22 protein-coding genes are annotated in these 23598 nt (G+C 37.1%); 17 read left to right on the forward strand and 5 right to left on the reverse strand.

What is annotated here, in order from left to right; all coding sequences use genetic code 11:
• Positions 1-53 precede the first annotated feature (53 nt).
• Positions 54-800, reverse strand: coding sequence for a gamma-glutamyl-gamma-aminobutyrate hydrolase family protein (locus CEQ83_RS08970; RefSeq protein ID WP_154991453.1), 747 nt, complete (start codon positions 798-800; stop codon positions 54-56).
• Positions 801-1091: 291 nt separating this feature from the next.
• Between CEQ83_RS08970 and CEQ83_RS08975 the strand changes: the two genes are divergently transcribed.
• From CEQ83_RS08975 to CEQ83_RS09040, 14 genes are all read left to right on the forward strand, one after another.
• On the forward strand, positions 1092-2630 hold the full coding sequence (locus CEQ83_RS08975; RefSeq protein WP_154991452.1) for an ABC transporter substrate-binding protein: 1539 nt from the start codon (positions 1092-1094) through the stop codon (positions 2628-2630).
• 59 nt (positions 2631-2689) lie between these two features.
• Entirely contained in the window at positions 2690-3643 is a 954-nt protein-coding gene (locus CEQ83_RS08980; RefSeq protein ID WP_028413754.1) for an ABC transporter permease, read from the forward strand.
• Between the two features lie 9 nt (positions 3644-3652).
• Complete coding sequence (locus CEQ83_RS08985; RefSeq protein WP_034264721.1) at positions 3653-4561, forward strand: ABC transporter permease; 909 nt, start codon at positions 3653-3655, stop codon at positions 4559-4561.
• Positions 4558-5556: an ABC transporter ATP-binding protein gene (locus CEQ83_RS08990; protein ID WP_098626723.1), complete on the forward strand. Its 999-nt coding sequence runs from the start codon at positions 4558-4560 to the stop codon at positions 5554-5556. The genes CEQ83_RS08985 and CEQ83_RS08990 overlap by 4 nt, the downstream gene beginning before the upstream one ends.
• Positions 5549-6538 (forward strand): ABC transporter ATP-binding protein, encoded by a 990-nt coding sequence (locus CEQ83_RS08995; protein WP_098112787.1) that lies wholly within the window; start codon positions 5549-5551, stop codon positions 6536-6538. The genes CEQ83_RS08990 and CEQ83_RS08995 overlap by 8 nt, the downstream gene beginning before the upstream one ends.
• A 230-nt stretch (positions 6539-6768) precedes the next feature.
• Entirely contained in the window at positions 6769-7143 is a 375-nt protein-coding gene (locus tag CEQ83_RS09000; RefSeq protein WP_154991451.1) for a hypothetical protein, read from the forward strand.
• A 101-nt stretch (positions 7144-7244) separates the two neighbouring features.
• Positions 7245-7793 carry a hypothetical protein gene (locus CEQ83_RS09005; protein WP_154991450.1) on the forward strand — a complete coding sequence of 183 codons (549 nt, stop codon included), beginning with the start codon at positions 7245-7247 and terminating at the stop codon, positions 7791-7793.
• A gap of 294 nt (positions 7794-8087) precedes the next feature.
• Positions 8088-8570: a Cys-tRNA(Pro) deacylase gene (gene ybaK, locus CEQ83_RS09010; RefSeq protein ID WP_045289895.1), complete on the forward strand. Its 483-nt coding sequence runs from the start codon at positions 8088-8090 to the stop codon at positions 8568-8570.
• 164 nt (positions 8571-8734) lie between these two features.
• On the forward strand, positions 8735-9019 hold the full coding sequence (locus tag CEQ83_RS09015) for a DUF5316 family protein (RefSeq protein WP_028413748.1): 285 nt from the start codon (positions 8735-8737) through the stop codon (positions 9017-9019).
• 87 nt (positions 9020-9106) lie between these two features.
• The gene (locus CEQ83_RS09020) at positions 9107-9517 is read left to right on the forward strand and encodes a GNAT family N-acetyltransferase (protein WP_049164040.1); all 411 of its coding nucleotides are present in this window, start codon (positions 9107-9109) and stop codon (positions 9515-9517) included.
• 374 nt (positions 9518-9891) lie between these two features.
• Entirely contained in the window at positions 9892-11955 is a 2064-nt protein-coding gene (locus CEQ83_RS09025) for a transporter substrate-binding domain-containing protein (protein ID WP_098999833.1), read from the forward strand.
• Positions 11927-13339: a sigma-54-dependent transcriptional regulator gene (locus CEQ83_RS09030; protein WP_049164051.1), complete on the forward strand. Its 1413-nt coding sequence runs from the start codon at positions 11927-11929 to the stop codon at positions 13337-13339. Before CEQ83_RS09025 ends, CEQ83_RS09030 begins: the two co-directional genes overlap by 29 nt.
• A 138-nt stretch (positions 13340-13477) precedes the next feature.
• Positions 13478-14497, forward strand: a complete 1020-nt coding sequence (locus tag CEQ83_RS09035; protein WP_080974249.1) for a TAXI family TRAP transporter solute-binding subunit — start codon at positions 13478-13480, stop codon at positions 14495-14497.
• A 64-nt stretch (positions 14498-14561) separates the two neighbouring features.
• Positions 14562-15908 carry an MFS transporter gene (locus tag CEQ83_RS09040; RefSeq protein WP_049164058.1) on the forward strand — a complete coding sequence of 449 codons (1347 nt, stop codon included), beginning with the start codon at positions 14562-14564 and terminating at the stop codon, positions 15906-15908.
• A gap of 84 nt (positions 15909-15992) precedes the next feature.
• On the opposite strand, the gene CEQ83_RS09045 is transcribed toward CEQ83_RS09040, so the two are convergent.
• Positions 15993-16754: an SDR family NAD(P)-dependent oxidoreductase gene (locus CEQ83_RS09045; protein WP_049164060.1), complete on the reverse strand. Its 762-nt coding sequence runs from the start codon at positions 16752-16754 to the stop codon at positions 15993-15995.
• A gap of 298 nt (positions 16755-17052) precedes the next feature.
• On the opposite strand from CEQ83_RS09045, the gene CEQ83_RS09050 reads away from it, so the two are divergent.
• Entirely contained in the window at positions 17053-18021 is a 969-nt protein-coding gene (locus CEQ83_RS09050) for an extracellular catalytic domain type 1 short-chain-length polyhydroxyalkanoate depolymerase (protein WP_049164062.1), read from the forward strand.
• A gap of 135 nt (positions 18022-18156) precedes the next feature.
• On the opposite strand, the gene CEQ83_RS09055 is transcribed toward CEQ83_RS09050, so the two are convergent.
• Together CEQ83_RS09055 and CEQ83_RS27005 are read right to left on the reverse strand one after the other, a co-directional pair.
• Positions 18157-18312 carry an aspartyl-phosphate phosphatase Spo0E family protein gene (locus CEQ83_RS09055; protein WP_016763750.1) on the reverse strand — a complete coding sequence of 52 codons (156 nt, stop codon included), beginning with the start codon at positions 18310-18312 and terminating at the stop codon, positions 18157-18159.
• A gap of 491 nt (positions 18313-18803) precedes the next feature.
• A complete protein-coding gene (locus CEQ83_RS27005) occupies positions 18804-18944 on the reverse strand; it encodes a hypothetical protein (protein ID WP_165573386.1) in 141 nt (46 codons plus the stop codon).
• 524 nt (positions 18945-19468) lie between these two features.
• Here CEQ83_RS27005 and CEQ83_RS09060 point away from each other — a divergent pair.
• Complete coding sequence (locus CEQ83_RS09060; protein ID WP_049164067.1) at positions 19469-20920, forward strand: NADP-dependent glyceraldehyde-3-phosphate dehydrogenase; 1452 nt, start codon at positions 19469-19471, stop codon at positions 20918-20920.
• A 105-nt stretch (positions 20921-21025) separates the two neighbouring features.
• Here the strand turns inward: CEQ83_RS09060 and CEQ83_RS09065 are convergent, their stop codons facing one another.
• On the reverse strand, positions 21026-21322 hold the full coding sequence (locus CEQ83_RS09065) for a hypothetical protein (RefSeq protein WP_028413740.1): 297 nt from the start codon (positions 21320-21322) through the stop codon (positions 21026-21028).
• 356 nt (positions 21323-21678) lie between these two features.
• Here CEQ83_RS09065 and CEQ83_RS09070 point away from each other — a divergent pair, with 356 nt between their 5' ends.
• Complete coding sequence (locus tag CEQ83_RS09070; protein WP_049164073.1) at positions 21679-23451, forward strand: PrpR N-terminal domain-containing protein; 1773 nt, start codon at positions 21679-21681, stop codon at positions 23449-23451.
• Positions 23452-23598 lie beyond the last annotated feature (147 nt).

Here is a 23598-nt window from a genome sequence, read left to right on the forward strand (position 1 = left end):
GCAGGCCACAATGGTCTGCCTTTTTTATATTGGTAGCAAAGTAGATTGAAACGTCAAATGCTGACTTTTTTCGTAGCTGTCTGCTGCACATGCTCCATAAACAGTTTAAACAAGTTCAGCATTGAAATATGTTCTTTTGCCATCATTTCTGGATGCCACTGGACGCCGACTACAAATTGATTTCCTTGTTTTTCAATGGCTTCAATGACTCCGTCTTTTGCCCATGCGGAAACTTCAAAGCCTGGCGCTACGTCTTTAATCGCTTGATGGTGAAATGAATTAATAAGAGCTTGATTACCGTAAAGGTCATGTAGGCGTGTTCCGTCTTTAATCATGATGGAATGAGAAGGGTCGCTTGTATTGTTGTATTGATCATGTTTGATAAATGACTCTTTAATGTCTGACATGTCTTGATAAAGCGTGCCGCCGTAAGCAACGTTTAAAATTTGTAAACCGCGGCAAATCGCTAATACCGGTTTTCCTTGATCAATCACATGCTTTAACAATAGCTGTTCAGACTGATCTCGTGCTAAAAAAGGTGAACCTGTTTTTGTTGTCGGTTCTTCACCGTATAAAAGGGGATTGACGTCTTGTCCACCTGATAAAATCAACCCGTCTATACTTTCTGCCTGCGCTTTAATCATTTCTTCATCTTCTAGTACTGGCAAGATAAAAGGAACTCCGCCGCTGAGCGCTGTTGATTCGATATAGTCGTTATTCACATACGCTCGCTTATAGCCTGGAAAGCGTCCTCCTTGATCCACAATAATGCTTCCTGATATACCAATTAAAAATCCCACTGTTGTTTTCTCCTTTTTTGTTAAATTACCATTTCTTAAGATGTTTTTTCTTTTTTACTGCGTTGATAAAGTGTTTTCAATCGCTTGCTTTATAAGAAATAAATGGTTCTTTTATTCAACTATTATACATATATACCATATTTATTTAATAGAAAATGGTATAATAGCCTCTGTGTGTCAAAAATACTAATTGCCAAAGGTAGAAGGTAGTGCTACAATTGTTCACATTCCTACTATTCTTCTTATTATAGTCGGATTAAAATTTTATACAAGGAAATAGGAGTGATTTTAGTGAAAAGGACTTATTTACTTTTCATCTCTCTTTTAATCATTGTCCTCATGGTAGCAGGGTGCAGTGGTAACGCAAGTAAAAATACTTCAAGTGAAAAAGAAGGAAAAGAAGGCGGAACGCTAAACGTCGCGTCTCAAAGTGAGCCAGCAACGCTAGATGCTCAAATCACTGGGGACTCAGATGTAAAAGATGCAACGCGCAGTATCTATGAAGGGTTAATGATTTTAGACGACAAAGGAAATCCTAAGCCTGACTTAGCGTCTAAAGTAGATATTAGCGATGATAAAAAAACATACACGTTCCAATTAAGAAAAGGGGTTAAATTCCATAACGGTAAAGAAATGACTGCAGATGACGTTGTCGCTTCTATTAACCGCTGGATTAAGCTATCATCCCTTGGGAAAACAAACTTCTCTGGTGCTGAAATGACAAAAGCCGGTGATTATACGGTAGAGCTTCATTTACCATCACCAAATGTTAACACGCTATCTTTATTAGCTGATCCAATCCCCGCAGCAGCTATTTTACCAAAAGAAGTCGTTGACAATGCATCTGATGAAGGGATCAAAGACTACATAGGAACAGGTCCATATAAAGTAAAAGAGTGGAAGAAAAATCAATATCTTTTATTAGAAAAATTTAAAGATTATTCTTCGAAAGGCCGCGAAGTTAAGAAAACTCCTCACGTTGATGAAATTAAGATTAGTTTCGTAAGCGATGAGTCAACTAGGATTTCTGGTATTACAACCGGACAATTTGACGTTGCGCTATCTGTATCAAGCGATAATGCCAAACAAGTTGAAGGCAGTCAAAATGCAAAAGTAGAAACATCACCAGGCGGATTTATGGGACTTTTCTACAACGCAGATAAAGGCGTCTTTAAAGACATCAATGCGCGAAAAGCAGTTAACGCAGCTCTTAACTCAAAAGATATCTTAGACAGTTCTTACGGAAGCTCAGATTATTACAAGCTTTCTTCATCCATTGTGAACAAAGAGTATCCAAACTACTACAGTACAGCTGGAAAAGAAGAATATAACCAGCATGATAAGAAAAAAGCAAAAGAATATTTGAAGAAATCTGGTTATAACGGAGAAGAAATTCGCTTAATGGCGTCTCGTGATTACCAAGATCAATACAATACAGCTGTTGTGGTTCAACAAGAATTAAAAGACATTGGTATGAATGTAAAATTAGAAGTATACGACTGGGCGACATTCAGCGATAAAATGAGTGATACAAACCAATGGGACATCTATCCTGTTGACTGGAATGCTCGTTCTACCATCTTCCAAGGATTCTGGACGACAAAAGGTACATCAGTTGAAAAATCAATGGACTACTTAAACAAAATTAAAGCTGCTCCTTCTGTTAAAGAAGCTCGCGGTGACATTGATGCCATCCAGCAATACGTATGGGACGAGCTTCCGTTCACACTTATTGGTCATAAAGTGAACATCAATGCCGTTTCTAACAATTCAAAAGGCTATGAGTATAATTTAGGTCCAATTTTCTACAATATGAGTTTAACAAAATAATATCTTATTATTCTAGTAAACAGAGGGCTTATGCTCTCTGTTTTAGAAAGGAGTTTACGATGGGAGCTTATACACTTAAGAGACTTTTTGCACTAATTCCTGTTTTATTCATTGTATCTATTGTTGTGTTCTTAATTACACGCTTAACGCCTGGGAGTCCCGCAGCAATCATTTTAGGACAAGGCGCAAGTCCGGAACAAATTGCAGCGCTAAGCAAAGAAATGGGATTGGATGAGCCTGTTGTCAATCAATACTTTATCTGGCTATCTAACATCTTTCACGGAGATTTTGGTTATTCCTACTTTTTAAATAAACCTGTGCTCGGGGCAATTTGGGATAACGTAGGTCCTACGGTTTCTCTAGCTATACTTGCGCAAATTTTTGGCGTGGTGTTTGCTTTACTATTTGGTATATATGCAGCTAAACATAAAGGAACGATTCGTGATGAAAGCATTATGGGAGCCAGCCTTTTAGGTATCTCTATTCCTAGCTTTCTTCTCGGTTCATTCCTTATTTTGCTTTTTGCTGTACAGCTTCGAATTTTCCCTGTTTCAGGATACGTTCCGTTAAATGCCGGATTATTTGAATACTTAAAGTATTTAGTTTTACCAACGATTACGCTTGGAGCGATTCAAGCTGCATTAATTACGCGTATGACGCGTTCATCTTTACTCGATACCATTTCTGAAAACTTTGTTAAAACGGCAAAAGCAAAAGGATTAAATGAACGCACAATTATGCTTAAGCATACGCTGCGCGTGAGTTTTTTACCGATTTTAACAGTTATCGGAGAATCATTTGCGGGACTTGTGACCGGAGCGGCAGTAACAGAATCATTATTTAACATCCCGGGATTAGGTCAGCTGATTGTTTCATCAATTGAACGCCGAGATTACGCGCTTATTCAAGGAGCTGTACTTTTAATTACGGTTGCTTACGTGGTCATCAATTTAGTTGTTGATTTGCTGTATGCCGTGATCGATCCGCGTGTACGCAATTCTTATCATGATTAAAGGAGGGTGATGAATGTGAACGCACAACAAAATACAGAGACCATTTCAGTAACTTCAAAGAAAAAAAGAAACCCAGCGGCAGCGCGTTTCTTCTCAAATCGTTTGCTAGTAAGAGGAGCGATACTTATTTTATTATCTATTTTGATTGCTGTTTTTGCTCCGCTCATTTCTCCTTTTGGCAGTTTACAAATCGACCCTGCAAATCGATTAGCACCGCCTTCAAGCACGCACTGGTTTGGAACGGATAACTTTGGGCGAGATGTATTTAGTCGGACAATGTACGGCGTCAGAATATCGTTAATGATTGGAGCCGCAGTAACGATTATTGCTACTGTACTTGGTTTAATCGTTGGACTTTTATCTTCTTATTATAAAATTCTTGATTATATTTTAATGAGAATTTGTGACGGCTTGTTTGCTTTCCCGTCTATTTTACTAGCAATTGCCATCATGTCTGCTTTAGGACCTAAAACAAGCAATGTTATTATCGCACTGAGCCTTGTATTTATTCCTTCGATTGCGAGAATTGTTCGTTCAGCTGCGCTTGTTGTAAAAGAAAAAACATTTATTGAAGCGCTAAAAGCTCAAGGAGCAAGCTCACTTCGAATCATTTGTTTTCATATGGCACCAAACGTCTTATCGCCTTTAATCGTTCAAGTAACATACGTGTTTGCCGTGACGATTTTAACAGAGGCTTCGCTAAGCTTTTTAGGAGCCGGAATTCCTGCGCCAACACCAAGCTTAGGAAATATGCTGTATGACGGAAAGCTTGCGATTTACAACGCGTGGTGGATGACCGTGTTTCCGGGTGTATTTATCATTTTAATTGTACTTGGCCTTAATTTATTTGGTGACGGTCTGCGCGATTGGTTAAATCCGAAAAACGTAATGCTGAAGAAAAGGAGGAAAAAACGTTGAGTAACGCCCTTTTAAAATTAGAAGACTTACAAGTAACTTTTACAACGTATAGCGGAGAAGTAACGGCTGTTGACAATGTATCTCTTCAATTAAATAAAGGAGAAGTATTGGGCATTGTCGGTGAATCCGGATCTGGAAAAAGCGTAACGTCCGAATCTATTCTTCAGTTATTAGATGAAGACCTAACAAGCTACGATGGTAAGATTTTGTTTGAAGGAAAAAACTTATTAGACATGTCTTCAAAGCAAATTCAAAAGCTAAGAGGAAACGAAATCTCAATGATTTTCCAGGATCCCATGTCGTCATTAAATCCCGTTATGCCAATTGGAAAACAAATTGCTGAAGTGATTCGTCTGCATCAAAAAGTCTCTAAAAAAGAATCGCAAAAGAAAGTCGTAGAGCTTTTAAGACTAACTGGCATTCCGTCTCCAGAGCAGCGAGCAAAAGAGTATCCGCATGAAATCTCGGGAGGAATGAGGCAGCGCATTATGATTGCGATGGCTTTAGCCTGCGAGCCGAAGCTTCTTATTGCCGATGAGCCAACAACGGCTTTAGACGTAACCATTCAAGCGCAAATCCTTGATCTTATGATGGATTTAAAAGACAAGCTCAACATGGGCGTGCTGTTCATCACCCATGACTTAGGCGTTGTCGCTAATATTTGTACAAAAGTAGCCGTGATGTATCTAGGACAAGTGATGGAAGAAACGGACGTTAAAACGCTGTTTTCAAAGCCGCTTCATCCTTATACAATGGGCTTAATTAAGTCGGTTCCTCACTTAGATGGCGACAGAACACAAGAACTTTCGTCCATTCCCGGAACCGTTCCGCCGCTTTCAAACGTGCCAGATGGCTGTCGTTTTGCACCAAGATGCCCGTTTGCAACGGAAAAATGCCATAAAGAAGTGCCTGTTTTAGAGCATGCCGATGAGACGCATCGCGTTCGATGCTGGCACTATGAAAAAATTCAAGAAGGAGAGGTTGCGTATGTCTAGTGAAGCAAAGCAGCAAAGCGTGAGGCCCTTGCTTGAAGTTCGCAACCTGCAAAAATACTATCCGGTTCGTTCTGCTTTAGGAAAAGCGAAGGGACAAATCAAAGCGGTCCAAGATGTATCCTTTGACATTTATGAAGGCGAAACGTACGGATTAGTAGGTGAATCTGGCTGCGGAAAGAGTACAGCAGGGCGCACGCTTTTAAAATTAGTAGAACCAACAGGCGGAGAAGCACAGTTTAATGGAGAAAGTATTTTCGAATCCAAAGCATCACGCTTACGAACCATTCGTAAAGATTTGCAAATGATTTTCCAAGATCCGCATACTTCCCTTAACCCAAGGAAAAAGATTGGAGCTTCCATTCAAGAAACATTAACAATTCATAATGTAGGCGCAAAAAGCGAGCGAAAGCAGCTTGTCATTGAGTTATTAAAAAAGCTTGGTTTTAACGAAGAAGATTACAACCGCTATCCGCACGAATTTTCAGGCGGTCAGCGCCAGCGTATAGGCATTGCACGTTCATTGATTTTGAATCCAAAGCTCATCATTTGTGATGAGCCGGTTTCAGCGCTGGACGTATCCATTCAAGCCCAAATCTTAAACTTACTGCGCAGCTTGCAAAGAGAAATGAAGCTTTCATATCTCTTTATCTCCCACGATTTAAGCGTCGTAAGACATATTGCAGACCGCGTGGGCGTGATGTATTTAGGAAGATTAGTAGAAGAAGGACCAACAGATGAGATTTTTTCAAACCCTCGTCATCCTTACACAAAACTTCTTTTATCATCTGTCCCAGCGATTAACGAACATGAAAAACGTGAAAAAATTGAGGTTAAAGGTGAAATTCCTTCTCCTCTTAATCCACCTTCAGGCTGTGCGTTTCATAAAAGATGCCCGTTCGCATTTGACCGCTGCATGAAAGAAACACCTGAAGATACAGTGATTGATAGCAAGCATAAAGTAAAATGTCATCTATATAGTTAAGGTGAAAATCTGTAGCGATAGAGAAAACAAACATATTGATGCAGCAGCATAATTGAATGAATAGAAATGAAAAAGTCACTAGTACATCTAGTGGCTTTTTTCTTTGAAAACATTGGGTTCCAAGGGTAGTGAAAAGTCATTATTTAGCATATTAGATTCATTTTTATATAAAAAACGAATATTTTAACGATAATATAGTTCTATAAATATACATAAAAAGGGGTTTTTATATGAAAAAGGGATCTTTTGTTTTGGGAATTTCACTACTGTTATGTGTAGGTAGCTTAACCGGGTGTAGTTTTTCAGATGAAAAGGAAGCCGCTACAAGCACTCAAGAAACCAAGGAGAACGCAACAAAGAAAAACGTAGAAGCAATCAAGAAAGTAACGAAGCAATCAAGAAAAAAGAGCCTCAAGACAATGCTACAGAAGAGTCGGATAAAAAAACAAATAAAGTCACAGAAAAAGAGAAAGACTCCTCAAAACCAGGGGATAAACAGAAAGAAGATTCTACGCAAGCAGCAGATAAAACTGAATCAGCGCCTAGTCAAGTTGACTGGGGTAGCACGTGGAGCAGAAATATTGATACAGACCCCGCTGGAATAGATATTACTAATTTAAAAGGCGACACGTTTAAGTTCAAATTAAACGCAAATCATTTTGACAACCCAGAAGATGTTAGTACTGGAATTGTGAGTGCAGGGGATGTGGAAGGAACTGCAAAGATTAAAGGAAATGTCGCTACTCAAATAACGGATGATATAGACGGTGGTTGTATGATTACGATGACTAACTATACAAGTTATATAAAAGTTGATTATCAGCCAAGCTGTACCAGTTCTGGTGGAGGAATAGGCGTTTACTATGATGGAAAATATCAAAAAGGAAGTATGTCGGAAACACCTCAGATAAAAGCAAAAAGAACAGATGATGCTGAGGATTCACAACAAAATCCACAAGGTAGCGAAAAATCTGCTGCTGAAGACGCACCAGCCGAGGATACGCAAACATTACTGACTCACGAACAAGCGGAGGAGTTAGTTAGAAAACAACAAGGTTATTCTATTAATGATCCGGTACACATTGTTGTTTATGACCACGATGATGAGGATGGGAATTATGTTATCCACGATCTTGAAGATGTAAAAGACGACCCTAATACACCTTACAGCGAAGCACACGAAGCTACCTATGGATGGTACTCAGTAAATCCTAAGACAGGTGAAATTATTGATTTACTTAATGATGCATATTAAACAAGAAGTTTTGCCTATTGACTTGTTTTTTGTGTTAAAGAAGGAAGGTCTATGTTGCCTCTAACTATTTAATTACGGCATTTATTCTACAAGTTATTCCTTAGATAAAGCCTTTGTTTTCTTTTAGAAAAGAAATTTTTGTGACATAGGGGCGGGTGATATTAAAAAAAGTTTAGTGCCTTACGACCAATGATTGTATCACGATAAGATAGATGAATGGCCCTTTTTAACCTACCTATCCTAATATATGGAGATATGAAAACAAAACGTGTTATGATGGTATCGGTGATAATTATGGGTAAAAAAGCAGACAAAACGAACGTAATGCGAATTTTAGATCAGAAAAAAATTGAGTACAATTATTATTCTTATGAAACTAAAAATCTGAGTGGAGTACAGGTAGCTACTTCGCTCGGAGAGGATCTTGCTAAAGTCTTCAAGACACTTGTGACCGTTGGAAAATCAAAAGAACATTATGTCTTCATGGTACCGGTTGAAAAGGAGCTTGATTTAAAGAAAGCGGCAAAAGCAGCTGGTGAAAAATCCCTAGAAATGATTCCTCAAAGAGAGCTGTTGCCTCTGACAGGATATGTTCACGGAGGGTGTTCTCCTATCGGGATGAAAAAGCAGTTCACAACCTTCATTGACTCTACGGCAGAAGACTGTGAAACGATTTACTTTTCAGGCGGGCGTGTAGGTCATCAGATACAGCTACCACTAAGTGACTTATCAAAAGTAATTCGTATACGTCCGGCAGACATCACAAAAGATAGTTAAAATGTAGTTCCCTTGAGCGAAACGCACTTAGACATAAGCGTTTCGCTTTTTTAGTTGGTTTAATTACTGTTGGAATAACAAAAACAAAAGTAAAAAGACAGAAAAAATGATATTATATAGTTAATATATGGAAACTTTATAAAAAGGATAGGAGGAGGACAAAAATGATTAAATCAATTATTGGTGGGTTCATTTTATCTTTTATACTTTTAGTAGCATGTACAATAGCTAACGTAAATTCAGAAACAGTACTTTTCACCGCTTTCATTATATTAGTGGGGCTAGCTCTTATCATATCTGGAGCAGCTGTAAGCGGTGATCGAATGAGAGCTAACCTTTCCACAGAATCAAAAGCAGACAAGAAGTGGAGAATAACAAATTCTATAAACCTTATGTTAGCTGCCGCTCCAGTTCTCGGGGTATTTCTTCTCATTCATTACTTTGTATAGTTTATTCTTCGACATGTAAGAGCAACCCGCAAGGTCCTAAAAAACAAACTAATTATTCATAAGATAATAGCGAAAAGAGGTGCTAGGATGAAAGAAATCACTTCAACTATGGTGAACCCGACAATAAAAAAGCTGTTATCTTATGCAACTTTAGAAGAGAAGGTTGATGGAGAGTATAAAAAATACACGTGTTTGCCAAGTCGGAAATTATATAGTATTGAAGTAAATGGAGACACAGTTAGCTGTATAGGAGTTAAATTTCTTAACGCCAAGGAAGCTGTTATAAAACATATAGCTGTTTTACCAAAAGAGAGAGGGAAAGGAATAGGAAGCAGCATCATTCGCTTTCTTTGTAAGAACTATGATATACATTCTATTTTTGCTGAGACAGATAAAGAGGCAGTAAACTTTTATTCTAAGTTTGGCTTCCAAATAACAAGTTTAGGTGAAAAATATCCCGGAGTGGAGCGATTTTTGTGTGAATTTAAAGTTAAATGAGATAAATTTTGGATTGCAAGAAAAAGAGAGCTGCAAGATGACCAATAACGAAAGCAAATAAAAGGCATTCAAAATATGATATAATACATTTAGCAGCTCCTTATATTTATAGGGCTAAAATTACATACAACTTAACATCAAAGAAGCTAAAGGCCGAGAGTAAAAGAATATTAATTACCGAACAAATATGTTTTGTTTGCGATAACAAAAAGCCTCTAGAAAGAGGCTTTTCTTTATAAAAAAGATTGACAGAATATTTCAATATCATTTTATTTTGGTTCTTGAAATTCCAATACCTTAAGAAATACATAATAATAAAAGACATTTTTCATCTACTTAACTAAAGGTTTTTTAAAAGGAGACAGCTATATCTTATGTATGTTACACTCCGCCCGTTTTGTTTTATTTTATCTATTATCTTATTTCTAGCTTATCTTCCGGTTTCTGTAAAAGCAGAAACTGTACCCAATAAAAAAGCAAATTACGCAGCCGAAAAAAATACATACCGCATTGCTGGAGAAAAACATCTTGCGCCTTTTTCTTACGTGAACGATGAAGGAGTATTTACTGGTTTTAGTATTGATATGCTCAATCAAATAGCGAAAGAAGAGAATGTGAAATTTACATATATTCCAATGGATCTTTATCAAGCAACAAAAGCACTGCAAGAAGGTAAAATTGATGCCATTATGGGCTTGGAGTATTCGGCTAATCAAAATCAAGTGTTTAAGTTTTCCGATCCATATTTTACGATGGCAGATGCCGTAGTCATTCCAAACTCATTAAAATCCTCGGTTACATCTTTAACCGATTTACGAGGCAAAACAGTTGCCATGCGGGAAGATAAAATCTCCTTTGAACTGCTGATGAATGTAAGAAACATAGAGTTTCAAGTGGCTTTAAATCCAGAGGATGCGCTCAATCTCCTGTTTTTAAATCGGGCTGATGCTTTTTTTTCAAACAAGTGGACCGCGGAATTTTATCTTGAGAAATCAAAGAAAAAAGGACAGTACACTATACTCGATAATGTAGGAATACCTTCAGAGTTTGCGGTTGCAACTCGACCTGAAAACGCAAAATTTTTATCGATCATTAACCGTTCAATTTCACGTATGCAGGCGGATGGAACATATCAAGAACTATATAGAAAATGGTTTGTTTCTTCTTCAGAAGAACGCCTAAAAGAATTGCGCAATTGGATTGTTTTTCTTCTTATTATAGTTGTCTTAACACTAGGTAGTTTATTTACCATATATCTTTGGAACAAGCGATTAAAAAAAGAAGTAAAAAAACGTACATCGGCGCTTGCTGATGCGAATCAAAAGCTGCAGATTCAGCAAAAAGCAATTTCACAGGCGCATGCATTTCAGACACAAGTTATTAACCATATGTATTACGGAATTCTTACATTTGATCAATCGCTAAACCTTACAACTATCAATCAGCGGGCAAAAGAAATTCTTCTCATAGAGGATAAAACATTTCAATCTAGTCATATTCATCAACATCCGCTTATCCAGCAAATTTTTAAAACGTATAATACGATAAAGCAATCGCAAATGGCATTGCCATTTACAAAAGAAATTCAGCACAAACAAAATGGAGAAGTCTATTTTGTATTGTATCGAGTAATTCCGCTTTATGAAGATACAACTAAAATGAACGGTTATTTACTGACACTAGCCGATCGTTCTGAAGAAAGACTGCTTGAGAAGAAGTTAGCAACTCAAGAGAAAATGCGTGCGTTAGGTCAGCTGGTCGCAGGTGTGGCACACGAAATTCGTAATCCGCTTACATCCGTAAAAACGTTTATTGATTTGCTGCCAAATAAATATGAAAATCCAGAGTTTCGAAAAGAACTGTCCAAGCACGTTCCAGAAGCACTGAGAAGAATGAATCGTATTGTTGAAAGTTTAGTAGATTATGCCCGGCCTAAATACCCTCAGAAAATAGCTTTTGACGTAGAAACATTTATAAACTCTGTAGCGGTTATTATTAGCCCTACGTTAAAAAAAAAAGCGGTTCACTTATCTCTTGATATTGAACCGGGTATGCGTCTTTACAGTGATCCCGATCAAATTAAACAAATTATGCTAAACCTGATGTTAAATGCGCTGGACGCGATGGAAAGCAGTCCTCGTAAGGAGCTCTCTATCAGGGCTGTAACAGAAAATGGATTGGGTTTTATTAATGTTAGTGATACAGGAAAAGGCATAGATGAAAAAGACGTCCCACATATTATGGAACCTTTCTATACAACAAAAAAGCAGGGCGTGGGTCTTGGTTTATCACTATGCTATCAGTGGATAGAAGAGAATAATGGAGAAATTACGATGCAAACAAAAAAAGGAAATGGTACAACATTTACGATTGTCTTGCCTGTTACGAAAGAAAAAGGAGGCCATTCATATGAAACCGACTGTTCTCATTCTCGATGACGAACCTGCTATTGGTTCATCTCTTCGTTTTGCTCTAGAAACAAACTACGAAGTGACCAATCTTACAGAAGTACCGGAAGCTTATCAATTTTTACGCAGTCAGCCTGTCCACGTTGTTTTGCTGGATTGGCGACTCGGCGAATATAATGGGCTTGAAGTGCTAAGTAAAATTAAAGACATTCAGCCTCAAACATCCATTATTATGATGACGGCTTACGGGACGATTGAATCGTCTATAGAAGCTATTAAAAGAGGAGCTTACCATTACATTACAAAGCCTCTTGATATTGAAGAGCTTCATATATTAATTGAAAAAACGCTTGAACACCAGGAGCTTCATGATAAAGTTCGTGAATTAAGCGAAACGATTGAGAAAATAAAAGGCTACGATCAAATGATTGGTGAAAGTGCAGCTATGAAACAAGTTTTTTCGATTATTAATAGAGTAAAAGACATTGATTCGAACGTGCTTATATTCGGTGAAAGCGGTACTGGAAAAGAGCTAGTAGCGCGAGGGATTCACCGTCAGGGAAAGCGAGCAAACGGACCGTTTATTTCCGTTAACTGTGCGGCTATTCCAGAGACTTTACTTGAAAGTGAACTTTTTGGTTTTGTAAAAGGCGCCTTTACAGGAGCTACTCGCAATCAAAACGGGAAAGTAGCCGCAGCTGATGGAGGAACTCTTTTTTTAGATGAAATTGGTGAGATGCCTCCGTCGTTGCAAGCAAAAATGCTTCGATTTTTACAAGAAAAAGAAATAACGCCTCTTGGCTCATCGGAAACAAGAAAAGTAGATGTTCGGATTGTGAGTGCCACTAATAAAGAATTAAATCGTATGGTAAAAGAAAATGGCTTTCGCGAAGACTTATATTTCCGCTTGAATGTCATCCCTATCACACTACCGCCATTACGGGAACGGAAGGAAGATATAGCGCTGCTTATTCCATACTTTTTGCAAAAATACTCAGAAGAAATGGAGAAACCGCTTTGTGTGCTGTCTTCAAATGCATATAAAAAGCTTTTAACGTATGATTACCCTGGAAATATAAGACAGCTAGGGAACATTCTTGAATATGCAGTTGCTATGACCAAAGATGGAACGATTATGGAAAAAGATTTACCTATAACTGTTCAACACGAACAAGAGATTTCTTTGTCACGCTATGAGAATGAAAATTTCACCGAAGAAACAAAATTAATTAATATTCCAATTAACTACACGATGAAAGAAGCAGAACAGCTAATTATCGAATCAGTCCTTGAAGAGTGTGGAGGCAACCGCAGAAAAACAGCTCAGGCACTCGGTATCAGTGAACGAAGTATCCGTAACAAACTTCATCTTTACCGCACAATTCAACAAAAGGAGGCAAAAAATGCCGAGTAGGAACATATTTCCGTTTCTACCCGGCATTTTTTGCCGGGTTCTTGTCAGTTCCTCTGCCATTTAAGCGTTTTTTTGTTGGCACGAAAATTGCAACATATTATTGTAAGCGCCCACATCAAAGAAAATAGAGGTGAATAAATGAAGAGATATATAGGGGTGGCGCTCGTTTTCTGTTTACTATTTATCATAGCCGTCTTAAATAGAGATTTACTAACTATTCATAAGGAAAAAGAAAACAGCACTGACTCTAACGCAAAGGCTAGTGAAGGGTTTGACGACAAACCGCTTACTATTGTAACAGGAGGACCAACAGGTGTTTACTTTCAGTTAGGCAATGCTCTAGCCAGAGTTTATGGAGAAAAGCTAGGAATCCAAGCCAGCGTAGAGACAACGGACGCTTCTGTAGAAAATATTAGTAAAATTGCGCAAAAAAAAGCCGAGCTCGGCTTTTCGATGGCAGATATGCTGGCAAGTTCTCGGGGAAAAGAAAAAGCCGTAATTAATAAGAAAGATTTATCCAATGTAAGAGCAGTAGCTTCTTTATATCCAAACTATATGCAAATTGTAGCTCTGAAGTCGGCTAGAATTCATACGCTTCAAGATTTAAAAGGGAAAAACGTGGTAGTAGGAGCGCTTGGCAGTGGTACAGAGGTATTGGCTATGAGAATTCTAAACAGCATGGACATCAGCACTCAGAATTTTCATGCACGGTTTCTACCTTTTTCTGAAGGGATTGAAGGAATTAAAAATGGAACCGCAGATGCAGCTTTTCTTTCTTCTGGATATCCTAACTCAGGAATTACAGAGTTAGCCTCAACGAACGAAATTGAACTGATTTCAGTGCCTGAAGAAGTGACAGAAAAATTAAAAAAATCATACCCGCCACTAGGGAGTGGGATGATTCCGGCTGATACATATAAGGATGTCAACACAGAAACAAAAACAGTCATGGTTAAAAACCTTTTGATTACTAATAAAGATATGCCGCAAAAAAAAGTATATGAACTGACAAAAGCTTTGTTTGAAAACATAGAAGAGCTTGAGCAAACAAATAGCTCTGCTGAAAAAATAACGTTAGCAAAAGCGGTAGAACAACTTCCTTTACCACTGCACCCGGGTGCAAAAAAGTATTATGAAGAAAAAGGCATTATAAAATAAACTAAATCTTTATCTATAAAGTTGTACAGAAGAAAACACTACTTAAAGAAAAGAGGGATTAATTATGGCTCATACTAGTGAAGCTGCAAACAACAGGCGTGTTACAAGTAATATTTTTAAAGGATCTGTTGGAAATTTAATTGAATGGTACGATTGGTACGTTTACTCTGCTTTTGCCGTCTATTTTTCATCGCAATTTTTCCCAGAAGGCGATCCAACAAGTCAGCTGCTTAACACAGCCGCAATCTTCGCTGTTGGTTTCTTAATGCGTCCAATCGGTAGTTTGCTAATGGGACGCTATGCCGATCGATATGGTCGCCGTGCTGCGCTTACCTTATCTATTACCATCATGGCGAGCGGTTCTTTGATTATCGCTTGTACCCCTAGCTATGGCACAATAGGGTTATTATCTCCTATTATTCTAGTACTCGCACGTTTGCTTCAAGGAATCTCCTTAGGGGGAGAATACGGAACGTCTGCAACTTATCTTTCTGAAATGGCGAGCAGCGGGCGAAGAGGATTTTATTCAAGCTTTCAGTATGTAACGCTTGTTGCTGGTCAGCTGGTAGCATTAGGTGTTCAAATTATTCTGCAAAACGTTCTTAGTGAAGCAGATATGATTTCATGGGGCTGGCGTATTCCTTTTGTTATTGGAGCCATCGGCGCGCTAAGCGTTTTATGGCTGCGACGTACGATGGATGAGTCAGAGCAATTTTCTAAAATGGACTCTGAAAGCCGTGAAAATGCAGGGACTATTAAAGCACTCATGAAGCACCCTAAAGCAGTGTTGACCGTTATTGGTTTAACATTAGGAGGAACGGTTGCATTTTATACGTATACAACGTATCTACAAAAATTTATGGTAAACAGTGTAGGGCTGGATAAAGGGGTCGTAAGCTGGATTAACTTCTGTGCGCTGCTTGTATTTGTTGTCATTCAGCCAATAGCAGGGATGCTATCTGATAAAATTGGACGCAGACCTCTGTTAATGAGCTTTGGTATTTTGGGAACATTGCTGACTGTACCGCTGTTTCTTTTTATGAAACAAGCACATAACCCAGTCATGGCCTTTCTATTAATGACAGTTGGACTTATCATTGTAACAGGCTATACATCTATTAACGCTATTGTAAAAGCTGAGCTTTTTCCAACGGAAATTCGAGCTCTTGGTGTAGGATTACCGTACGGACTTACAGTTGCCATATTTGGAGGGACAGCAGAATTTATCGCCCTATGGCTAAAAAGTATTGGCCATGAATCAATTTTCTTCTTCTATGTAGCAGGGTGTATTGCCATCAGCTTTCTTGTTTATTGGCGTATGGGAGAATCCTCTAAAGATTCATACATAGAGTCCGAGTTGAAAACAGATGACAAAGACGACAACATCCCGCCAAATAATGTGAGTTTTTAATTTTGCTTAAACAAATAATCGTTCGATAACATAAAAAGGACTGGCTATAAAAAGCCAGTCCTTTTTTATACACTTAAAAGATATTTATTTTGTAGTTGGTTCAGAATAAGGAAAGATAGGGTCTTTTAAGCTAAACTCACGCGTGCCTTCTTCGATAAGACCCACTGTTTTATCGCTATCGTAGAGGGCTAACAGAAATTCAGCCATTTCTTTTGACGTGTGATACTTAGCAACTTTCCCCTTATACTCAAAGCTGTCTGTACCAAACGAGCGCTGAGCAAATTCTGTTTCCGTAGCAGCAGGGGCTAATACTTTTGCCTGCATTTTAGCTCCTTTTGTTTTTAGTTCCTGAGCTATGCCTTCTGTAAATGCACTTACATAAAATTTTGTGGCGGAATACGTAATGGAAGTAGCTACTACGTTATAGCCTGCTCTTGAAGAAATATTGATAAGCTGTGTGCCTTCAACGTTTTCATAATCTTTTACAAATAAAGATGAAAGAATGGTTAATGCCTCGATATTTAAATGAAGCATTTTCTCCACTTTATTTAAATCTTGATCTGCAATCAAACTAAAATCTCCAAAGCCTGCGTTGTTAATAAACGTTTCTAGTTCATAACCTTGCAACGACTTATAAAACTCATGCGCGTTTTCTGCAGTTGATAAATCAACAGATTTAATAACAACGTCGACGTTCTGATGGTTACTTGTAATTTCAGTTTTTAACTCTTCTAATTTATCTTCTCGGCGAGCAGCTAAGATAAGGTTTTTGCCACGCTTTGCAAACGCGAGAGCCGTTTCATATCCAATTCCTGAACTTGCTCCGGTGATGACTGTATATTTCATGTGTATGTCTCCTTTTATCACAAATTTATCCCACTGATTAGCAGCGGGATGCATTCGAAATGAAGTTCATTATCTTTGTCTAATATTCCACGCGTATACTTGTATTAAACATACTAAATCACCTAAAGTTGTTACCCAACGCAGAGCATAACTTACTCTATGAATTTGTACCACTAAAGAGTGAAGAGAAAAATAATGAAAGACATATATGAAAGATAAGATACATAATAAAAGGATTATTTTGTGATATAACGAAATAGAGAGTATATACATCAGAAATAGAGAGAGGGTAAACTCCGTGAATACTTTATGTTCCTTTTTTATGAATCCAGTTTTAAGCGCTTCAACTTTTTTAATAGAATTACAGAGTGCGTTCTTTCGCCCTATTTGGAAAGAGTATAATTATGATGATTACTTTACCTACAAGGTATATGTTCCAAGTACATATACTGGGTTAAGTAAAGTACCATTAATCGTTATGCTTCATGGATGTCAACAAGACGCAGATGATTTTGCTGCGGGTACGGAAATGAATAAGCTAGCGGAAGAAAAAGGTTTTATTGTTCTCTATCCCCAAATGAATTACTTTGCTAATTCCAACGGGTGCTGGAATTGGTTTTATGAGTATAACCAGTTTCGCGGTAATGGAGAGCCAGACATAATAAAAGATATGATTGATCACATAACCACTAAATATGCGATTGATTCTACTAATATCTACCTTGCTGGCATGTCAGCTGGAGGCTTTATGGCGAATGTGATGGCTATTGCTTATCCTGATATATTTAAAGCGGTAGGCATTCATTCAGCAGGCAGTAATGCGTATGCTGTAGACCTCATAACAGCCGGAGAAGTTATGCTATATGGATCTCTAAATCCTGAATTTGACGGTGATGAAGCTTATAAGAAAATGGGACCTTACGCACGGCCTGTTCCCATCATTACGTTTCATGGCCAATCAGATACAACAGTTAATCCAATTAATGCGTCTACATTAATTCAGCAGTGGATTTATACATATAAGCATTTCGGTATCGACCTACATGAAAATGCTGCTTCTTACACTTCAAGGGAAAACGAAAATCATTATAGTTACATAACTTATGACTACGTAGATGCAGAAAATAAAATCTGGATGAAAAAAATTATGGTAGAGGATATGGGGCATGCATGGTCAGGTGGAAATGACAATGGATCAGATACTGATTCAAAAGGTCCTAATGCTTCAAAAATGATGTGGGATTTTTTTGAGGCACAGAATGATTAAATAAAATATGAACGAACGATCAAGATGTACTACTAAATAACATCTGCCTTCATTTTTTTGAAACAAATAATTGTCGATCAACAGTAAAAAAGGATCTTATCGAAAGATCCTTTTTCTGTTATCAACCAGCATTTCTTAACAAGTAGCTTCAAACCGATTTAACAATACATCTAGATCCTGACTGATTTTAATCGTATTACTACTTGTAAACCCTTCTTCTAGGGCAATCATCATCATCATTTTTCGTATAAATTCTATCTTTATCAGCAGTAGCCTACATTTGAAACACATTAAGTTTCCTCCACTTGCCACGTCATTTTAAAGGTTTAAATTATTGAATTTTTTATGTAAAAACGGTTCAAATCTAAAAATAGAACCTAAAAAATATAGTAACAAATAGATAGTGTCGAAGTCTGTCGTATTTTGAATTCAGATATTTTCATTTAAAAAGAATTGACTCTTAAACGTTTTGCTGGAAGCTGCGCTCTGTCTTAATTATGATTGTTCCACCGGTTGTAAATAACTGACGGAGTAACAGAGCTTACCCTGTTTTTTGGATATAGGCATAATCAGATTACATTTAGGCATGTTAACATAAGATTGGACTTATTTAAGTTAGTCAACTTTAAACCAAAACATATCTTTTTTTCATTTATTGGTTTCTGTTTAACTATTTATGGGTATCGGGCACTGACAAATAAAGATAAATGATAGGTGAGGGCCGTTTCTAACCGCTATAGACTTTGTAAAAAGCGCAACAAAAAAGCGTCTGTTAAGACGCTTTATATATAATACATATACTGCTCTTCTTTATTGGCATTTGTTGTTTCATGGATTATTTCTTCCGGGATATTGGACGTCCGGTTAGTAAAAAGCATAAACAACGCAATAATTGATGCCACAAAACCTAAAGTAACAATCACAATAAATCCCTCCCTTTAGAATATATATTCTACTTTCATCTTCATTTTCCTATATTTATTTTATACCCTTATTTTATTTTCTCAACACATAGAATAAAAAGAGTGTATGCATCGCCTGAATATCCATCCAAAGTAAATACAATCAAGGGAGCTTAAAACAGACATTTCACTTAAAAAAGTAGGAAACCATAAAGATTTCTTCGTATTCGGGGCATGAATCATTAAAATTATTAATCATTAAGATAACTTATTTATATTGTACGAATGAAAGAAATTTATATATATTAAAAATACGAAATATTCATTAAATTATACGAGGGTTTGTTTTAAGTTAAAAAGAAAGAAGCTGCTGCTTTAAAGGCAACAAGTAAGCAGTATAAGATTAGGGAGTTACACGAAATATAAAAGTTATAGAAATGAATACAAGTAGAATTCTTTTTGCTCAAATATTCACATAGTTTTCATTCGTAAAAAAGACTGAAAATTTTGATAATAAATTTCACTTTTATTAAGGGGGACTTTTTATGACAACAACGGTTTTAAATGTATCAACTTATTCTTTTTATCTTAACGGTGAGTGGAAAGAAAGCAAATCAGGGCAGACGATCGATATTGTTTCTCCATACCGTCATGATGTGATTGGAAAAGTGCAGGCTATCACAAAAGAAGAAGTCGATGAAGCGGTACATGCCGCACAGAAAGCTCAGAAGGAGTGGGCGGAAACTTCTCTGCAAGACCGTGCCAAATATTTATATAAGTGGGCAGATGAGCTGGTAAAAATGCAGAGTGAAATTGCCGAAATTATTATGAGAGAAGTTGGAAAAAGCTTAAAAGATGCAAGGAATGAAGTCGTGCGCACAGCTGATTTTATTCGCTATACAGTTGAAGAAGCCCTTCATATGAATGGAGAAAGCATGAAAGGAGATAGTTTTCCTGGAGGTTCTAAGTCTAAAGTTGCCATTGTTGAACGCGTGCCTTTAGGCGTGGTACTTGCGATTCCTCCATTTAATTATCCGGTAAATTTGTCAGCTGCTAAGCTTGCGCCTGCGCTTATTTCAGGAAATGCAGTTATCTTCAAACCCGCAACGCAAGGAGCGATCAGCGGTATTAAGATGATTGAAGCTCTTGATCAAGCAGGTATTCCACAAGGACTTGTAAACGTCGTAACGGGTCGCGGATCTGTAATTGGTGATTACTTGGTTGAACATAAAGGCATTAACATGATTTCGTTTACCGGAGGAACAAATACGGGTACTCAGTTAGCTAAAAAGGCAGGCATGATTCCTCTTGTACTAGAACTTGGAGGAAAAGACCCGGGTATTGTATGTGAAGATGCAGATTTACAGGAAGCAGCAAAACATATTATAAGCGGAGCATTTTCTTATTCGGGTCAGCGCTGTACAGCTATTAAACGTGTACTTGTACATGAAAAAGTGGCAAACGAGCTGGTCGACATCCTAAAAGAAGAAGTACATAAACTATCAGTTGGTTCTCCTGAAGATGGATGCACAATCGTTCCATTAATTGATAGTAAGGCAGCGGACTTTATTCAAATTTTAATTGCAGACGCGCTCGGAAAAGGTGCAGAAGTTGTGACTGGGAACAAGCGTGAAGGCAACCTTATCTATCCTACTCTTTTAGATGACGTGAATGATACTATGCGCGTAGCATGGGAAGAACCATTTGGTCCTGTGTTACCAATTATCCGCGTCGCTTCTGACCAAGAAGCCATTGACATCGCAAACGAATCAGAATTCGGCTTACAAGCAAGCGTTTTCACAAAAGATATTAATAAAGCCTTCTCAATTGCAAATAAAATGGAAGTCGGTTCCGTTCAAATCAACGGCCGCACAGAACGCGGCCCTGATCATTTTCCTTTTATCGGCGTAAAAGGATCCGGTATGGGCGCTCAAGGTATTCGTAAAAGTATTGAATCGATGACTCGTGAAAAAGTAACGGTATTAAACCTTCAATGATTGAATTCCATGAGCTATCCAATCGACCCAGTAGAATGTAGAGAATCTCATGGAAAAAAGCCTGTGCTCCAAAAAGCACAGGCTTTTAAACGTCTTATTTGTCTATCACTCGATTCCGTCTTTATAGTTCTTATGCCAGTTTTTATCCCCTTTGTGCTCGATATCTTCAACGGTTTTTTCGAGCTCTGACATAATGAGTGTTTTTACTTCATAGATGGTATCAAAAAAAGCTTTCTCTTCATCCGGATTCGGCTTTATTTTGGCTGCTGCCGAAATATCAACATATCTGCGATGTTCAGTTGTTAATTTATCAAGCGCATCAAAAATATGAGAGGTCAGAACAGCAACCTCCTTATGATTATCAGGCAGTTTTTCTTTTAATGTTTCAATTCTTTTATCCATGTTAAAGTCCCCCTATAACGTGTTGTATTTATGTAACTTTCCCACTAATAAAAACGAATAACCTTAAATAGCAAAAATTCATGGGAATTAGCACGTGAAACAAAATTATACTACAGGATATCATGTTAAAGTGAAAAAACGGTGAAATGAGTGGATATATTTTCAATATAGAGAAGTTTGTACTAATAAAAGAAGAGGTCATTTAGCAGGTAACCTTTGTCCGTGTTTTCAAGCCTTGCCTATATTTAATCGATATAAAGCTTTTTTTAAAATATTTGTGAGTTGATTCATTTTGCATCAAAACAATTTTTTGATATATTATAGATGTGTTTAAAAATGCAACAGAAGGTGATTGAATGGAAGTACTGGCTATCGCTCCTTATAACGGTTTAAAAGAGCTAATGATTACCCTAGGAGAAAAAGAAGAATTCGAGTTGCAAGTAGAGATAGGTGATTTAGAAGAAGGCCTGACTCTTGCTAAAGATGCAATACATAATGGCATAGATATCATCATCAGTCGAGGAGGAACGGCGGAACTCATCCAAAGAGAGTTGACTATCCCGGTTGTTGAAATTGAAGTTTCTGGTTACGATATGCTTCGCGTGCTGACGCTTGCTAAGGGTTACCCAGGAAAAAAAGCAATTGTTGGGTTCTCTCCTATTTCAGAAGGAGCTTCTACAATTTGTGAAATACTAGATATCAATATGTCTGCATACAAAGTCAAAAGCGAGAAAGAAATCGAGCCTATTTTAGTTCAATTACAGCAAGATGGATATACAAATATTATTGGAGATGCCATTACGGTAAAAATAGCTGAAAAGCTTGGACTCAATGGTATATTGCTGACTTCTGGAAAAGAAAGTGTTTTAAAATCTTTTCAAAATGCAAAGAAAATATATGGATTTCTTTCGTCTTTCAAAAAAAATTACTTGATGTCTTATGATATTATTCAACATGAAATGGAAGGAATTGTTGTATACAATTCAACGTCTCAAGCTATTTTTTCTAATCCTTATTTTAATAAGAATTTTATTGACAGCTTTAAACAAAACCTCAATGTAGAAGAGGCTGTAAAGACTGTATGTAACACAGGTTCTTTTGAAACAGTCTTTAGTAGGGATGATGACTTTTGGACAGTAAAAGGATATCCTCTGGAAACCTCACATTCAAAATTGATTATGTTTCGCATTAATCAATATAAGTCCAATGAAAATCAAGGTATAGATGGAATCTCAATTGTGTCTTTACAAAACGAAGCAAGCTCTGCAAGTAACCTTACTACTATCGTCACAAAAAATGAGAGAATGCAAGGTGTTTTAAAAGCTGCAACTATTTATGCTAATACGGAAGAACCTGTATGGATTAGCGGTGAAGAAGGAACTGGAAAAGAACGACTAGCAAAGCTTATTCATGTTAATAGTGAAAGACGTGAATATCCACTGCTTATTATAGATTGTGAAGTTCTCTCAAAAGCACAGTGGGCGCGCCTTCTAGACAAAAGTTCCTATGATGATTTATTAGCCCATAATCCGCATGGAAGCGTTATTTTAAACAATATAGATTTTTTAGAATTGGATACTCAAAAACAATTAGCGAGTTATTTAAAAAAGAATTCAACTACGTGCCGTTTTATAACTTTATCGCGTAAAAGTATCGAATACTTAACTGAAACACAGCGTTTTGATCAAGAGTTGTATTATTTATTAGCTAGTTTAACCTTGGATCTTCCTTCATTAACAGAAAGAAAAGAAGATATCGAAAGCTTAGCTCTTTTCTTTATCGGAGAATACAATATAAAATTCGGCAAGCAAATCGTAGGGATACGTAGCGATGCAAACGAAAACTTAAAGAATTTTGAATGGACTGGTAATATAAAGCAGCTAAAACAGATTATTAAAGAGAGTGTACTATTAGCTGAAGGGGCTTTTTTAGAGCTTCATGATCTAAAGAAAGTAATAAGTACCATTCGCGTTACAAGTGACAATCAGGAAATTGATTTAAACGGAACGTTAGAAGAAATCGAACGAAAAATCATAAAAAGAATATGGTTAGAAGAGGGTATGAATCAAACAAAGACAGCTGAAAGGTTAGGTATAAATCGAACCACTCTGTGGCGGAAACTAAAATAAAATTTCCTATATGTATTCTATTGAGTCAAATTTAAAAACCACTTTATCTATAAGTTAGTAAAGATAAAGTGGTTTTTGTTGTTTAATTTTTAAACAATTCAGAAAATATTAAATTTTATTTTCTTTAACTGTTGATTAATTAAACAT

It is taken from the genome of Priestia megaterium, assembly GCF_009497655.1.
Lineage (GTDB): Bacteria > Bacillota > Bacilli > Bacillales > Bacillaceae_H > Priestia > Priestia zanthoxyli.